The sequence below is a fragment of the Paraburkholderia sediminicola genome (assembly GCF_046027825.1).
GTDB lineage: Bacteria > Pseudomonadota > Gammaproteobacteria > Burkholderiales > Burkholderiaceae > Paraburkholderia > Paraburkholderia sediminicola_D.
Genome location: NZ_JAQQDU010000013.1, coordinates 1 through 14,872, shown reverse-complemented (window position 1 = coordinate 14,872; position 14,872 = coordinate 1). Strand labels below are relative to the sequence as shown.

Here is a 14,872-nt window from a genome sequence, read left to right as displayed (position 1 = left end):
CATGATGGAACAGGTGACGCTGAAGGCGCTGGCGAGCGTCTCACACGACGAACTCGCCGCGATTCTCGCCGGGCCACCCGCTAAAGCCGCCGCATGGGTGGCGGCAGCCGCGCACAACGGCATCGTCGAAGCGCAGGCGGTGTACGGCCAGTACCTGCTCGACGGTCACGGCGTAGCGCGCAATGCCGAAGAAGCGTTGACGTGGTTCAAGCATGCGGCCCGGCAGGATCATCCGATGGCGATGAACATGCTGGGCCGGTGCTACGAACACGGTTGGGGAACCACCGCGTGCGCGCCGGTAGCGGTCTACTGGTACCGGCTTGCCGCGCAGACGGGACTCGACTGGGGCATGTATAACTATGCCTCGGCATTGGCGCTCGGCAATGGCGTGGAATGCGATCGTGCGCAGGCGCTGCAATGGTTCCGGCGCGCCGCCGACATGGGTCACGTGAAGTCGATTAATTTTGTCGGCAGCTTTTACGAGGACGGCTGGGAAGTCGATGCGGACGCAAACATCGCGCTCGACTATTACCGGCGCGCTGCGGAAGGCGGCGATTTTCGCGGCCAGTTCAACTATGCACGGCTATTGGCCGCGCGCGGCGAGATCGACGCCGCGCTTGAGTGGTTGCAACGTGTGCCGCATTCGGCAACAACAGCGTTCGTCGCGAAGATGCAGGCGTGGCTGGCCGCTTCGCCGGTTAGCGCATTTCGTGCGCTGGCTGAACACCTGAATGCGGACATACGTGCGCACATAGCGGCGAAATTGAGCGCGGATACGGGTACGAATGGAAGCGCAGGGCCGGGCATGGACCCTGACACGAATGGAAGCGCGGGTCCGCGCATGGACCCAAGCACGGCGGCAAGCGCGCGGATACTCCACGCGCAGGAGTCGCGCGCATGATGCTGCATCTGCAAGGTGTACTCAGCAAACAACAGGTCGCGCAATGCCGCGAAGTCCTCGACGCGGCGCCATGGATCGACGGCAATACGACTTCCGGCGAACAGTCGGCGCGGGCCAAGCGCAACCAGCAATTGCAAGAAGGATCCCCCGCGGCGCGTGCGGTGGGCGATGCGATTCAGGATGCGCTCGGCCGCAATCCTCGCTTCTTTTCCGCGGCATTGCCGCTGAAAGTCTTTCCGCCGCTCTTTAACCGCTACGCAGGCGGCGATGGTTTCGGCACGCATGTGGACAATGCGATTCGCCAGTTGCGCGGCACCGACTTCCGCATCCGCAGCGATCTGTCGGCCACGCTCTTTCTCGCTGAGCCGGAGTCCTACGACGGCGGCGAACTCTGCATCGAAGACACCTATGGCGTGCATCGCTCGAAGTTGCCGGCCGGCGACATGGTGCTCTACCCTGCTTCGAGCCTGCATCACGTGAGCCCGGTAACGCGTGGCGTGCGGGTCGCGTCGTTCTTCTGGATTCAGAGCATGGTGCGCGACGACGGCGAACGCGCCATGCTGTTTCAACTCGACAACGACGTGCAACGTTTGGCTGCCGAAAAAGGTTCGAACGATGCAACCGTGGTCAGCCTCACCGGCATTTATCACAATCTGCTGCGCCGCTGGGCCGACGCCTGAGCCTGGTTGAGCGGACTCCTCGTCCCACGCAAAACTGTCTTTCTTTTTGTATCCAGAAAGAAGGCGCTTGCGCGTATTTACTTTCCCGTTCGTTAAGCGCAACGTTAGTAGTTGATGCGTGCGGCTGAATTTTTGGTTGCGCTGTCCACGATTCGATCCGATTTATCGTGACTCACTACCGGCTCACGGCGGACCCAGTTGCGCCGCGTCGACCCACTGTTGCATTCGCAACGGCACCGAAATTGCTGAGTGATGAATTAGACCGAGCCGCTTCGGATGTCGACGCATCGGGAACCCGCATGTCGGATACCCGCATGTCGGGTATCCGTACGTCGAATACCCACGCGTCGCCAGCCTGCATTGACCTTTCAATGGAGCCAGCAGACCGTCATGTCCATGAGAAACAAACCTCACGATTCGGGCGACGAACCCGACGCCGCCCCACCCCAACCGTCGCGCCGCCGCTTTCTGCAATCGGCTGCGGCTGCCGCCGCCGTCGGCGCGGCGCCGCATCTGCGCGCACAAGCACAAACCCCGGCCGCACCGCCGCCCGCCGAAGTACATGCACCGGTGCCGCCGCGCCCGGTCACACTAACCGTCAACGGCCGCGCTTACACGCTGCAACTCGAACCACGCGTGACCTTGCTCGATGCGTTGCGCGAATACGCGGGCCTGATGGGCACGAAGAAGGGCTGCGACCGCGGACAATGCGGCGCCTGCACGGTGATGGTCGACGGCCGCCGCATCAATTCCTGCCTGACGCTTGCCGTGATGCATGAAGGCAGCCACATCACGACAGTTGAAGGACTCGCCAGCAACGACGTGCTGAGTCCGATGCAACGGGCCTTCATCGAACACGATGCGTTCCAGTGCGGCTACTGTACGCCCGGGCAGTTGTGTTCCGCGACTGCCCTGCTCAACGAATTCCGTAACGGCACGGCCAGCACCGTGACCGCCGATGTCCGCAGCCCTCCGCCGCAACTTTCCGACGACGAAATCCGCGAACGCATGAGCGGCAATATCTGCCGCTGCGGCGCGTACGCGAACATCGTCGCGGCGGTGCGCGACGTGCATGAAGGCGGTGGGCAGAATAGCGCCAGCCGCAACGGCAGCGATAGCAGCGGCAACGCCTGACGGAGCGACCAGCATGGATGCGATCTATTACGAACGCGCCGGCGATGTCGCCGGCGCCGTGCGCGCGGTGCAGCAACCGGGTGCGGTGTTCATCGGCGGCGGCACTAACCTGCTCGACCTGATGAAAGGCGGCGTGGCGCGGCCGATGCGGCTCATCGACATCACGCACATCAGCGGACTCGATACGGTCACCACGTTGCCGGATGGCGGCCTCCGCATCGGCGCCCTGGTGCGAAATAGCGATGCGGCCAATCACGCGCTCGTGCGCGAACAATACCCATTGCTGTCGCAAGCCCTGTTGGCCGGCGCCTCGCCGCAACTGCGCAATATGGCCACCGTGGGCGGCAATCTGATGCAGCGCACCCGCTGCGGCTACTTCTACGATCCCGCCTTCACGCAGTGCAACAAGCGCACGCCAGGCAGCGGCTGCGCGGCGCTTGAAGGCCACAACCGCACGCAAGCGATTTTCGGTGCGAGTCCGCAATGCATCGCGGTGAACCCGTCGGACATGAGCGTGGCGCTCGCAGCGCTCGACGCCGTCGTGCGCGTCACGGGCCCCGCGGGCGAGCGGGCGATTCCGTTTGCTGACTTTCATCGGCTTCCCGGCGAGCGGCCCGATGTCGATACGACATTGCAGGCGGGTGAGTTAATTACGGCCGTCGATCTGCCGCCACCTTTGTTCAGCGCACACTCCCACTACCTGAAAGTGCGTGACCGCGCCAGTTACGCATTTGCGCTGGTTTCAGTGGCCGCCGCATTGCAGATGGACGGCAACCACGTGAAAACCGCGCGCATCGCGTTAGGTGGCGTCGCGCACAAACCGTGGCGGGCGAACGCCGCCGAGCAGATGCTCAACGGCCAGCCACTCATGCAAGCGACGCTGCACAATGCCGCGGCCGCCGCGTTACGCGATGCCAGACCGCTGCACGACAATCGTTTCAAGGTGCAACTCGCGCAACGCGCGATCGTGCGCGCAGTGAACCAGGCCGCAGGCCGCACTGGAGGTGTCGCGTGAACCTGATCGGTCAACCCATGGACCGCATCGACGGTCTGCTGAAAGTCACCGGCGAAGCGCGCTACGCTGCCGAGTTCCCCGAGGCACGGCTCGCGCATGCGGTGCTCGTCACCAGCACGATTGCGCGCGGCACGATTACGTCGATCGATGCAAGCCGCGCGCAGGCCTTGCCAGGCGTGCTACTGGTGATGACATATCAGAACGCGCCGCGCCTGCCGAACGGAGGCAGGCCTGCGTTGACGCCGCCGGCCGGCAGGCATCTGTCGCTGCTGCAGGACAATCACATTCAATACAACAACGAGCCGGTCGCGGTGGTGGTCGCCGATACACTCGAACATGCCACCGATGCCGCGCGTCAGTTGCGCATCACCTACCAGAGCAGCGCCGCGACACTCGATTTCGCCCAGGCGAAGCCGAACGGCCATGCGCCTGACAAGCCGCAGGGCCGCACAACCGACACGCAACGCGGCAGCTTCGAGGACGGCATGCGCAGCGGCACGGTCCACGTCGACGCCGTTTACACGACACCGATCGAGCATCACAACCCGATGGAGCCGCACGCCACAATGGCGCGCTGGGACGGCCCGCAACTCACGCTCTACGACTCGACGCAAGGCGTTAGCGGTGCGGCTCAGGCGGTCGCCAAAACCTTCGGCATGGCACCTGGCGACGTACGCGTGATTTCGCCGTTTATCGGCGGCGGCTTCGGTTGTAAGGGATCGTCGTGGTCACACGTGTCGCTCTGCGCGATGGCCGCGAAACAGACCGGGCGTCCGGTGCGCCTCGTGCTCGAACGACCACAGATGTTCGGGCCCGTCGGCGCGCGTCCGCATACTGAGCAACATTTCACGCTTGCCGCGCGGCACGACGGCACGTTGACCGCGATGCGTCACGACAGTACGTCGAATACGTCGATGTTCGAAGACTGGACCGAGACCTGCTGCATGGTCACGCGCATGTTGTACACCGTGCCGAACCAGATCACGACGCACCGGATCGTGCCGATGAATCTCGGCACACCGACCTTCATGCGCGCGCCCGGCGAAACAACCGGCTCGTTCGCGCTCGAATCGGCAATGGACGAACTCGCGGCGGCGTTGAAAATGGACCCGCTCGCGCTGCGTCTGAAGAATTACGCCGATGCCGATCCGCAGGAAAACAGGCCGTGGTCGAGCAAGTCCTTGCGCGAGTGCTATCAGATCGGCGCGGAGAAATTCGGCTGGTCGCGTCGGTCGAGCGCGCCGCGCTCCATGCGCAACGGCACCACGCTGATCGGCATGGGCATGGCCACGGCCACCTACCCGGCCAACCGCAACGAAGCCTCGGCCATCGCGCGGATTCTGCCGGACGGCAGCGCCATGGTCGCCTCCGGCACCCAGGATCTTGGCACCGGCACCTATACAGTGATGACCCAGGTTGCCGCCGATGCACTCGGCTTCGCGCCGGAAAACATCCACTTCGCGCTGGGCGATTCTTCGCTGCCGAAAGCCCCGGGGTCGGGCGGCTCGCAATCGGCGGCGAGCGTCTCGCCGGCCGTGCGCGATGCCGCGACCCAGGTGCGCAGCCAGTTGATCGCGTTGGCGCTCGCCGACGAGGCCTCGCCGGTGCACGGCATCGCGCTCGACGACATCACGGTGGAAAACGGCTGGGTCATCAGCCGCTCGCAACCGGCGAAGCGCGATCCGGCCGCGGCAATCATCGCGCGTTCAGGTGGCAAACCGATCGAAGCCACCGCGACGGTCAAACCCGGCGACGAGCGGCAGAAGTATTCGCTTCATTCGTTCGGTGCGGTGTTTGTCGAAGTCCATGTCGATGCCGACCTCGGCACGATTCGCGTGCCGCGCGTAGTCGGTGTGTATGACGTGGGGCGCGTGCTGAACGAGAAAACGGCGCGCAGCCAGTTGATGGGCGGCATCGTGTGGGGTGTGGGGGCGGCGTTGCAGGAAGAGACCTCGCTCGATACCCGCTATGGGCGCTTCACCAACGCGAATCTCGCCGAATATCACGTGCCGGTGAATGCCGACATCGGTTCGCTCGACATTACGTTCATCGATAAGCCTGATCCCTACATCAACTCGCTCGGCGTGCGCGGCATCGGCGAGATCGGCATCACGGGCGTGCCGGCGGCGATTGCGAATGCGGTGTATCACGCGACTGGCGTGCGCGTGCGCGATCTGCCGGTGACGCTCGATAAGGTGATGGGGGTGATGCAGGTGTGATGCGCGTTCGGCGCCCCACGCATGCGGTCGTACTTGATGCGTGGGTCCGCCGAGGGCGCTAAGCGCGCGACGCGCGGCCGACGATCTCGGCGGTGGTCGCGATCTCCGCATAATCCATCGCGAGGTTCGCGAGCGACAGCGCGTGAATATCCTCGGCCGCCCACACGCGGCCGTTCAGATCGCGCATGTCGAACGTGAAGGCTGCGTCGCTCGCCACCAGGGTGGTGAAGCCAAGGTTACCGGCCGTACGCGCGGTGGCTTCGACCGAGTTGTTCGTAATCACGCCCGCGATCACCACTTGATCGATCTGCCGTGTGCGCAACCAGCGTTCGAGTCCGCTCGCGATGAACGCATCCGGCACATTCTTTTCGACGACATGCTCACTATCGTGCGGCTCGAACGCCGCCTGAAACTCGACGCCGCTTTGCCCCGGCCAGAATACCGAGTCCGGATCACGCGAAATGTGGCGCACGTGTGCGACAGGCCGTGCGGTGTCGCGCCAATGGGCGAGCAAGCCCGCGAGATGGTGTTCGGCGTCAGGATTGTTGCGGCGACCAAGCTTTGGAAACTGAATGCCCTTTTGCAGGTCGATCAGGATCAGCGCGGCATTGTCGTCGAGGCGCTTCATGGCGATGAAGATCCGCTTTGATGTGAGGTAAGCGACTCATTGTACGGGCACGGCCGCCCATGACGGCACACGTCGGCTGATGCATTGCCGCTTGCCTGCTGGTGCGTTGCATCGCACAATCGGTCTCATTCTTTCTACCGGTGCCCGCCCATGGCCTACGCCTCGCTCGCCACTGGCGTGTTGCTCGCCGCCGGCTTTGGCTCACGCTTCGACCCGGACGGCGTGCACAACAAACTCCTGGCGCGCATGCCCGACGGCACGCCGGTCGCGCACGAAGCCGCGCACCGGTTGCTGAGGGTCGTCTCGCATTTGCTGGCCGTGGTGCGGCCCGGCTCGGACGCCCTTGCGCGCCTCCTGAACGACGCCGGTTGTGAAGTCATGTTCGCCCCGGCCGCCGAACGGGGCATGGGCGCCAGCCTCGCCGCCGGCATCGAAGCCAGCGAAGACGCTGAAGGCTGGATCGTCGCGCTCGCCGACATGCCGCGCATCGCCACCACGACGATCGAAGCGGTGGCGCGCGCGCTCGACGGCGGCGCGTCGATCGTCGCGCCGTTTTACCAAGGGCAGCGCGGCCATCCGGTCGGCTTCGGCATCGAGCATCGGGACGCACTGATGACCCTCGACGGCGACACCGGCGCGCGCGCGCTGTTGATGTCGCAGCGGGTGATGCGGCTGGACGTCGACGACCCCGGAATACTGCGCGACGTGGATACGCCGGAGGATCTGCGCAATGTGTAGCTTTAGCGCGACTGCGCCGTCGGCGCAGTCTGCGAGCCGGCGGGGTTGATCCAGGCCGGCGTTTGGGCGCATACTGTATATCCATACAGTATTTTGAACGCTTGGATTGGCGCATGACAACATGACGCTGCGCGCATCCACAGCGCGTCAGCATGAAACGCATTCCAATCGAACCGTCTTTCGCCGTCTGGCGGCGCGCCGCACGGGCGATGCTGCGGCAGGGTGTCGAGCCGTCGCAGATCGAGTGGGTTGAGTCCGGGGGTGATGACGCAGCGTCAGTCTGCGATGGCAACGACACCGGTGCGGCCGTCGGGCAAGATGCGCGGTTTTCGACAGCATCAGGCACTGCGGGCATTTCTAGCGTGGCTGCGCGAGGCGCGTCCGATAGCGAGTCCGATTCCGCGCCTGCAAGTGCCCCCGAGATAGGCGCCACTGCCGCCCTCGCCGCGCCCGCGATTCCCCGTGAACTCCTCTTCCGGCTGAAATCGGCTGCCTGCTTTCGCGCGCCGGATCGCTGGGCGCTGCTATACCGCATCCTGTGGCGCTGGACCCACGGCGAACGCCACGCCCTCGATCTGAACGACCCCGACGGCGCGTTGCTCGATCAACGCTTCCAGGCGGTCGAGCACGAAACTGAGGATCTGCTGACACTCACGCTGTTCAGGCGGCGTGATCCGTCGATGGGTTGGCCGGAATTCGTCGGCTGGTACGAACCGCATCATGACCTGCTGGAGCGCACCGCCGCGCGCTTCGCCTCTCGCATGGGCGATTCCACCTGGATGCTGGCCACGCCGTACGGCGCGGCATTCTGGAACGGCATGCTGCTGCGCATCGGTCGGCCGGCAACCGAGGAAGACGAGCAAGTCGCGCACGATTTACCGGAAAGCGCCATGACCGGCGAAGCGATCACCAGCACGTCCACCGAAGCGCTTTGGCTCGCGTATTACGCCAGCGCTTTCAATGGCGAGCCGTCGCCCGTGCCGTTGCGCTACTGGAGAATGCCGCCCGCGGGTCCACCGTTACCCGCGCGGCTCGCACGTGAGCGCAGCCGTCTCGGCGCGCAAAGTGCCGCCGTCACCGTCCCGCCCACGCCGCCAGTCGAATATTCGGCAATGACACCGCCCTTGCAGGAACCCACCGGCCCGCTCGCCACCTGCCGGCGCTGCGCGTTATGGCGCAACGCGAAACAGGCGGTTGCGGGCGCCGGGTCCGCCCATGCGGCGATCATGGTGGTCGGCGAACAGCCGGGCGAGTACGAGAACCAGCACGGCGAACCCTTCACCGGCCCTGCCGGCCAACTGCTGGACGCCATACTTACGCGCGCCGGTCTGAAGCGGGAGACGCTTTATCTGACTTATGCCGTCAAGCATTACAAATGGGAAACCCTCGACCAGCAGCGCGTGCACCGCACGCCCGTGCGGCGCGAAGTCGAGGCTTGCCAGTACTGGCTGGAGAAAGAACTGGCTCACATTGCGCCACGCGTGGTCGTCACACTGGGCGCAACCGCGCTGAAAGCGCTGGTCGGCGCGCACGTCAATCTGTCGGAATACCTCGGTCAAACCATCGCCCACGACGGGCGCCTGATCGTGCCGGCCTGGCATCCGTCGTATGCGCTAAGTACGGCCGACGCCAGGTTGCGCGACGACATCGTGTCGACCATGACGACGGCGTTCAGTCGCGCGGCGGCGCTGGCGGCCGGCGGCACGTAGCCAGCAGGAGTAAAAACGTCACTGCTCACAGGTGAGCGATTAATCAGGCTCACCGCTCATACCCGAGCGGTGAGGAGAGCGCGATGCACCCCCGACAGCACGCCGGCCAAAGGTGAGAAGGTTCGGGATATGCCCAATGCGTCACGGTGAGCTTCTGCGGGAAGCCACGGCAGCATCAGCCCACCCAGGCATGCGGTTTGCGTCGATCAAAACGGTTACACAAGCCGCGCCAATTCCGCCTAAGCTGATGTGACGCCGCCAATCCAGCAAGGTTGTCTCGCGCGATATTGAAGCTTCGAAGGCGGCCCCGAGCGTCTCGACACCACCCCACGTCCCATGAGCGAAACCAGCCCACGCCTTTTCATCGTCTCGCCCCATTTCGACGACGCCGTCTTCAGTTGCGGCGCATTACTCGCCGCCCATCCTGACGCCGCGGTCTGCACGGTATTTGCCGCGCCGCCTGAGCAGGAGATGCATACCGAGTGGGATAAAAAGTCGGGTTTCACGAGCGCCCATCAGGCCATCCACGCCCGCACGCGCGAAGACAACCTCGCGCTCGAGGTGCTCGACGCAATTCCACTGCGCATGCCGTTTCGCGACGACCAATACCTGGACTCGCCGTCGATCAGCAGATTGGCGGCGGAACTCGAAGAGACCATCTACCGCACAACCGCGAACACACTGCTGATGCCGCTCGGATTGCATCACGAAGATCACGTACGCGTGTTCGAAGCCTGCTGCGAAATCCTGCCGCGCCTGTCGCATCTCACGTGGTTCGCTTATGAGGACGCGATTCACCGCCGCATGCCGGGTGTCGTAGAAGCACGGCTCGCCGACCTCGCGCAGCGTGGCATCGTCGCGACGCCGGCCTATCCGAGCATAGGCCATGTGATTGATCTCCAGCGTCGCACGCAACTCAAACGCGAAGCAGTCAACGCCTACGAAAGCCAGTTACGCGCGTTCGGCGCCGGCGATTACGACGATGTTTTCGCTGCCGAACGTTACTGGCAATTGAGCGTGGGCCGCCGCGCGAAGAAGTAAGGGTCGCGCCGCGTGCTGGATCGTCTACGCTAGAAGGAAACGGACGGCGTTGATGCCCATTCGACCGGGCGTACCGCCCGCGCCTCGACCCACTTTTCAGGCCCGCTTTTTAGCCCGCTTTTGAGCCCTATTCCTGACTCAAAGAGGTGATGCAATGAGCTACGACATGCATACCAGCCCGATTCCCGACCCGAACGCCGATCCGAACCGGGACCCGGAAGCCGACCCGCTAGTGCCGCCGTCGCCCGGTCATCACACCGAGGAGCCGCAGCGGCCCGATGGGCCGCCGGACAAAGACCCGGTGTGACGCCCGTGCGGTTGTCACCGGACGCGTGCGTGAGCGTCTAAGTGAGCGTCTGAATGAGCGCGCGCTTTAGCGTGTCAGCTCGGTAAAGCCTTGCAGGAGACGGTCGATGTCGGCGGCGTGGATGTTGCCCATCGTCGAGATACGGAACAGTTCGGCCGACAAGCCGCCCTGACCCGCATAAATGACGAAACCGCGCGCCTTCAGCGCGTCGTGCAGTTGCGGATACGCTACGCCGTCCGGCAAGCGATACGCGCGCAGCACCACCGACGATTGCTCCGGCGGCAACACACTGCCAATGCCCCGCTCAGCCAGACCCGCGCGAGCCTGCTCGGCGAGCGCTGCATAACGCGCGTGGCGCGCTTGCCAGCCGCCTTCGTCGGCGAGTTCGCGCAGCGCTTCGACCAGCGCGTAGTACGCATGGACAGACGGCGTGAACGGCGTATTGCGCTGATCCTGCAAACGCGCGAGGCGCCCGAGGTCCAGGTAATACGTGCGGCTCGCCGCCTGCGCAAGCGCCGCGCGCCGCACCAGCACGAACGACGCGCCCGGCACGCCATGCAGACACTTGTTCGCGGTCGCCGCGACGGCATCGAGACTGGCGTCGGCGAAATCGATCGCTTCCGCGCCGAAGCTGCTGACACCATCCACCAGCAGGCGCAGGCCGCGTTCGCGGCACAGCGCGCCAAGCGCCTGCAGATCGTTCAGGCGCCCCGTCGTCGTTTCGTGATGAATCACGGCGACGTGAGTGAACGCTTTGTCCGCGTCGAGGCGTTCGGTGATCTTCGCGAGATCCGGCGCATGCATCCAGTCGTGCTTCAGCGACTCGTGCGCGATGCCGTATTGCGTGGCGATCTGCGAAATACGCTCACCGTACACACCGTTTTCCACGACCAGCAGCTTGCCGTTTTGCGGCACCAGCGCGGCGGTCATGCTTTCAACCGCAGCCGTGCCCGAACCGGTCATCAAAACTGCTTGCCATTCGCTGGCGTCGAGGCCGTAAAGATCGACCAGACGCGTACGCGCCTCTTCCTGCAAATCGAAAAACTCGCTTTCGCGGTGGCACAGATCCGTTTGCAACAGGCTGTTGCGGACGCGTTCGGTGAGCGTCACCGGGCCGGGATTGAGCAGCAGCATCAGTACACTCCTTAAGCGGCGCCGATGTGGCGCATCAGGCGCGTTTTCACATCGGGCGGGGTGATAGTGGGACGCGGCAGGCCATCGGGCGTGCCGCGGCGAATCGCCAGTCGCGCGAAGCGCGGACCATGGGGTGACGGCGCTGTTTCGAACAGCTCGTCAATCACGCCGATGTCGTCGCTTTCAAGCGCCGACGCATAACCGCAAGCCGCGGCGACACCCGCAAACGACACCTGCGACGACACGGTCGCCTGACCGCCGGTCGAGTCATGTGCGCCGTTATCGAGCAGCACATGCGTGAGATTCGACGGACCGTACGCGCCGAGCGTCGCGAATGCGCCCATGCGCATCAGCGCGGCGCCGTCGCCGTCGAGCGCGACCACGTGCAGATCGGGACGCGCCAAGGCAAGCCCCAACGCGAACGGCGTCACGCAACCCATCGAGCCGACCATGTACAACTGGTTCGGACGGTCGTCGATTGCATAGAGTTCGCGGCCGCAAAATCCGGTCGACGCAAGCACCACCGTCGATTCGAGCGGTGTGTGCGCGATGACGTTCTGCAACGCGTCGTGACGTGATGCCAACTCATTCGCTGCGGCGTTCCTGAATTGCGAACGCGGCGCCACCGGCACACGACGCGCGCCTGCCGGCCCCTCTTTCAACTCGTACGGCGCCACGCTGCCCTTTTGCATCACGAGCGCATACGGACGGCCGGTTTCATCCATGTGAGCGATGGCGCGATCCAGCGCCGGGCCGATCGCGTCGGCTTCCGTCGGGAAGGTCTCCCACGGAATTTCCATCGTATCGAGCATCGCGGGCGTGACCGGGCCCATCAACGCGTGCTGCGGTTCGTCCGCAACACCGGGTTGCCCACGCCACGTCACGATCAGCAATTGCGGCAGACGGAAGGTCCATGTGAGCGAGGTCAACGGGCTCACCGCATTGCCGAGACCGGAGTTCTGCATCATCGTGATGCCGCGCCGGCCGTTCTGTGCGCCGAGCGTGACGCCCGCGATCAACGCGACCGCATCGCCTTCATTGGCCGCCGAGACGTAATGCAGCGATTCGTCCTGCAACACATAGTTGATGAACGGCGTCAGATACGAGCACGGCACGCCGGCATACCAGTCGAAGCCACGTTCGCGCGCCGCCTCGACGAATTGGGCTGCCTCAATCATTGCGCGGCTCCGCTGGCAGCGCCCGTCTGGTTGCCGGCCGCTGCCGCGAACGGCGCTTGCGCATGCGCGAAATCGCCGGCACGACGGAAGTCTTCCAGATCGTTCACACCGCGCCAGTGGCCGTGCACGTATTGCACTTCGATCGCTTCACCCGCTTCGATCAGCGCATTCAGCAGCGCGGGCATATCGAGCGAATCGAAATCCGGGCGCGCTTGCAACGTGGCGAGGACCGCTTGCAGACGTTCAAGGCCCTCGCCGCGCACATTCAGCAGACCGACCCAGCGACCATGCGGTGTTTGCGAAGCGATGGCGGACGTTGCCTCCTGCCCGCTCGACACGTGACGCAGCGTGACCTTGTTGCCGAACAGACCACGATCGTCGCCCGCCGAGCACCACGCGAAGTCGCGCACGCTGGCGTTTTCCGTATCGGTCAACGACGAATCCACCACCACGCTGAACGCGGCTTCGCTCTCGACCAGATCGCGCAGGATGTAGCTGCGGAACAGCAGATCACCGTACGAGATGACCGTGTCGCCCGCGAGCTTGTCGACGGCACAGGCCAGCGACGCCAGTTCGCCGGTTTGCGCGTGACGTTCGTTGACGACCAGCTTGATCCCGGCCGCATCGATTGCATCGGCGCGATAACCGCCGACCACGGTGATGTCGTTGACGCTCTGCTTCTTGAACGCATCGACGAGCCAGCGCAGGAGCGGCTTGCCTGCGATCGGCAGCATGACTTTCGGACGATCTTCGGTGACCGCTTCGAGCCCCTTGCCGCGGCTGGCCGCGAGCACGACGGCCGCGCCGGCTGCACGACCGCTCGACAGATAGCGATCTTCAGCTTCCGAGTATTCGTCGGCGTCTTGCAGACGGAAGATTTCGTTGACTGCGGCGATGCTGTCTTCGACGTTCACGAGCGTTTCGCTCGAGTGAATTTCCTTGGCGACGGCCTGCATGGCCGAGGTTGCTGCGCGGACCAGATGATTCGCCCAGATGACCGTGCTGATGCCGGCCTCGCGGAACACTTCGGTGGGCGTGCTGTAGTACTTGGTCGGCACGATGACGAGCGGCCCGCGGCCGGCCCATTCGCGCGCGAATTCGAGGATTTCGTCGGGGCGCGAGAGCTTGCTGTGAATCAGGATCGCGTCCGCACCGGCTTGCCGATAGGCTTCCGCGCGGCGCAGGGCTTCGTCCATCCCCCAGCCGGCGATGAGTGCTTCGACGCGGGCGACGATCGAGAAATTTTCATCCGACTGCGAGTCTTTACCGGCTTTGATTTTGCCGCAGAACTCGTCCATATCGGCGAGCGGCTGGGCTTCGCCGTTGATGAAGCTGTTCGTTTTCGGGAATTGCTTGTCTTCGATACAGACGCCGGCGATGCCGCGTTGTTCGAGTTTGCGCACGAGGCGGCGCACGTTGTTGAAGTTACCGTAGCCGGTATCGCCATCGAGGAGGATGGGCAGATCGCTGGCGTCGGCCATGAATTCGAGGTTGTCGACGACTTGCGTCCAGCTGGCTTCGTTGTTGTCGCGCACGCCGAATTGGGCGGAGATGGCGAGACCCGAACCCCAGATCGCCTTGAAGCCGGCTTCGCGGACGATACGGGCGGAGAGACCGTTGTGGGCCTCCATCATGAATTCGAGTTCGTTGCTGACGAGCATCTGGCGCAGGCGTGCGCTGCGCGAAGCGGAGATGAAAGCGGGTTCGCGGGCGTTCATTTTACTGACTCCTGGTGGCGGGCTTATTAGGGCTCTTTTTTGCCCGGCGGGCGGCTGGAAAATGGCGACTATAGCTGAAATAGATTTTATTGGGCGTCTGAGTGGGGATTGGCTTTTTTGATGTTGTTGTTAAGTGGTGAAATGTGTTGTTTTTTGCATTTTATGCAGTGCGGTTTGGGGTTGGATTTTTTTGGCGTTATGTGGAGAAGTGTGATTGCTGCGCGCAATTGGCGCCCTGCGGGGCTTGGATTTGTGAGGGTTTTTTGTTTGCTGTTTCTTCTTTCTCATTTCTGTTTTTTGTGTTTTTGTTTCCTGTATTTATTCGATTTATGTATTAATTTTCTTATTGGTTTATTAGCGCTTACTCTGCGCCTTCTTACCCGCGGTGTTGGCCTTTCCTTGATCTGGCTTTTTGGCCTCTCCTTGAATTGATATTGGATTATTAGTGTTGCCCCAACGCTCTCAACTTA

Annotated in this window: 12 protein-coding genes and 1 pseudogene; 9 read left to right on the top strand and 4 right to left on the bottom strand. The window is 63.7% G+C overall.

The annotated features are described in order from the left end of the window. Positions 1-4 precede the first annotated feature (4 nt). The 5 genes and pseudogenes from PQQ96_RS09445 to PQQ96_RS09425 form a co-directional block, all read left to right on the top strand. A pseudogene (locus tag PQQ96_RS09445) lies at positions 5-730 on the top strand (tetratricopeptide repeat protein); the annotation flags it as partial. Positions 731-897: 167 nt separating this feature from the next. Continuing rightward, positions 898-1,581, top strand: a complete 684-nt coding sequence (locus tag PQQ96_RS09440) for a Fe2+-dependent dioxygenase (protein ID WP_408291079.1) — start codon at positions 898-900, stop codon at positions 1,579-1,581. 390 nt (positions 1,582-1,971) lie between these two features. Further along, positions 1,972-2,715, top strand: coding sequence for a 2Fe-2S iron-sulfur cluster-binding protein (locus PQQ96_RS09435; protein ID WP_408291077.1), 744 nt, complete (start codon positions 1,972-1,974; stop codon positions 2,713-2,715). Between the two features lie 13 nt (positions 2,716-2,728). Then, the gene (locus PQQ96_RS09430; RefSeq protein WP_408291075.1) at positions 2,729-3,730 is read left to right on the top strand and encodes an FAD binding domain-containing protein; all 1,002 of its coding nucleotides are present in this window, start codon (positions 2,729-2,731) and stop codon (positions 3,728-3,730) included. Then, positions 3,727-5,949: a xanthine dehydrogenase family protein molybdopterin-binding subunit gene (locus PQQ96_RS09425; protein ID WP_408291074.1), complete on the top strand. Its 2,223-nt coding sequence runs from the start codon at positions 3,727-3,729 to the stop codon at positions 5,947-5,949. Before PQQ96_RS09430 ends, PQQ96_RS09425 begins: the two co-directional genes overlap by 4 nt. Positions 5,950-6,007: 58 nt before the next feature. Here the strand turns inward: PQQ96_RS09425 and PQQ96_RS09420 are convergent, their stop codons facing one another. Continuing rightward, the gene (locus PQQ96_RS09420) at positions 6,008-6,577 is read right to left on the bottom strand and encodes a cysteine hydrolase family protein (RefSeq protein WP_408291073.1); all 570 of its coding nucleotides are present in this window, start codon (positions 6,575-6,577) and stop codon (positions 6,008-6,010) included. A gap of 150 nt (positions 6,578-6,727) precedes the next feature. Between PQQ96_RS09420 and PQQ96_RS09415 the strand changes: the two genes are divergently transcribed. From PQQ96_RS09415 to PQQ96_RS09400, 4 genes are all read left to right on the top strand, one after another. Continuing rightward, a complete protein-coding gene (locus tag PQQ96_RS09415; protein ID WP_408291071.1) occupies positions 6,728-7,315 on the top strand; it encodes a nucleotidyltransferase family protein in 588 nt (195 codons plus the stop codon). Positions 7,316-7,467: 152 nt separating this feature from the next. Beyond that, on the top strand, positions 7,468-9,024 hold the full coding sequence (locus PQQ96_RS09410; protein ID WP_408291069.1) for a UdgX family uracil-DNA binding protein: 1,557 nt from the start codon (positions 7,468-7,470) through the stop codon (positions 9,022-9,024). A 336-nt stretch (positions 9,025-9,360) separates the two neighbouring features. Next, the gene (locus PQQ96_RS09405; RefSeq protein ID WP_408291067.1) at positions 9,361-10,065 is read left to right on the top strand and encodes a PIG-L family deacetylase; all 705 of its coding nucleotides are present in this window, start codon (positions 9,361-9,363) and stop codon (positions 10,063-10,065) included. Positions 10,066-10,231: 166 nt separating this feature from the next. Beyond that, the gene (locus tag PQQ96_RS09400) at positions 10,232-10,372 is read left to right on the top strand and encodes a hypothetical protein (RefSeq protein ID WP_165924003.1); all 141 of its coding nucleotides are present in this window, start codon (positions 10,232-10,234) and stop codon (positions 10,370-10,372) included. Positions 10,373-10,438: 66 nt separating this feature from the next. Here PQQ96_RS09400 and PQQ96_RS09395 read toward each other — a convergent pair whose 3' ends face one another. Genes PQQ96_RS09395 through aepX form a run of 3 tightly spaced genes read right to left on the bottom strand, consistent with a single transcriptional unit; the run spans position 10,439 to position 14,402 of the window. Then, the gene (locus PQQ96_RS09395; RefSeq protein WP_408291065.1) at positions 10,439-11,506 is read right to left on the bottom strand and encodes a 2-aminoethylphosphonate aminotransferase; all 1,068 of its coding nucleotides are present in this window, start codon (positions 11,504-11,506) and stop codon (positions 10,439-10,441) included. A gap of 11 nt (positions 11,507-11,517) precedes the next feature. Beyond that, complete coding sequence (aepY, locus tag PQQ96_RS09390) at positions 11,518-12,684, bottom strand: phosphonopyruvate decarboxylase (RefSeq protein ID WP_408291063.1); 1,167 nt, start codon at positions 12,682-12,684, stop codon at positions 11,518-11,520. Then, on the bottom strand, positions 12,681-14,402 hold the full coding sequence (aepX, locus tag PQQ96_RS09385) for a phosphoenolpyruvate mutase (RefSeq protein WP_408291061.1): 1,722 nt from the start codon (positions 14,400-14,402) through the stop codon (positions 12,681-12,683). Before aepX ends, aepY begins: the two co-directional genes overlap by 4 nt. Positions 14,403-14,872 lie beyond the last annotated feature (470 nt).

What these genes read in the sequence shown, in the direction of transcription:
- PQQ96_RS09440 (WP_408291079.1), top strand. Translation starts at nt 898, where the DNA reads ATGATGCTGCATCTGCAAGGTGTACTCAGCAAACAACAGGTCGCGCAA.
- PQQ96_RS09435 (WP_408291077.1), top strand. Translation starts at nt 1,972, where the DNA reads ATGTCCATGAGAAACAAACCTCACGATTCGGGCGACGAACCCGACGCC.
- PQQ96_RS09430 (WP_408291075.1), top strand. Translation starts at nt 2,729, where the DNA reads ATGGATGCGATCTATTACGAACGCGCCGGCGATGTCGCCGGCGCCGTG.
- PQQ96_RS09420 (WP_408291073.1), bottom strand. Translation starts at nt 6,577, where the DNA reads ATGAAGCGCCTCGACGACAATGCCGCGCTGATCCTGATCGACCTGCAA.
- PQQ96_RS09415 (WP_408291071.1), top strand. Translation starts at nt 6,728, where the DNA reads ATGGCCTACGCCTCGCTCGCCACTGGCGTGTTGCTCGCCGCCGGCTTT.
- PQQ96_RS09410 (WP_408291069.1), top strand. Translation starts at nt 7,468, where the DNA reads ATGAAACGCATTCCAATCGAACCGTCTTTCGCCGTCTGGCGGCGCGCC.
- PQQ96_RS09405 (WP_408291067.1), top strand. Translation starts at nt 9,361, where the DNA reads ATGAGCGAAACCAGCCCACGCCTTTTCATCGTCTCGCCCCATTTCGAC.
- PQQ96_RS09400 (WP_165924003.1), top strand. Translation starts at nt 10,232, where the DNA reads ATGCATACCAGCCCGATTCCCGACCCGAACGCCGATCCGAACCGGGAC.
- PQQ96_RS09395 (WP_408291065.1), bottom strand. Translation starts at nt 11,506, where the DNA reads ATGCTGCTGCTCAATCCCGGCCCGGTGACGCTCACCGAACGCGTCCGC.
- aepY (WP_408291063.1), bottom strand. Translation starts at nt 12,684, where the DNA reads ATGATTGAGGCAGCCCAATTCGTCGAGGCGGCGCGCGAACGTGGCTTC.
- aepX (WP_408291061.1), bottom strand. Translation starts at nt 14,402, where the DNA reads ATGAACGCCCGCGAACCCGCTTTCATCTCCGCTTCGCGCAGCGCACGC.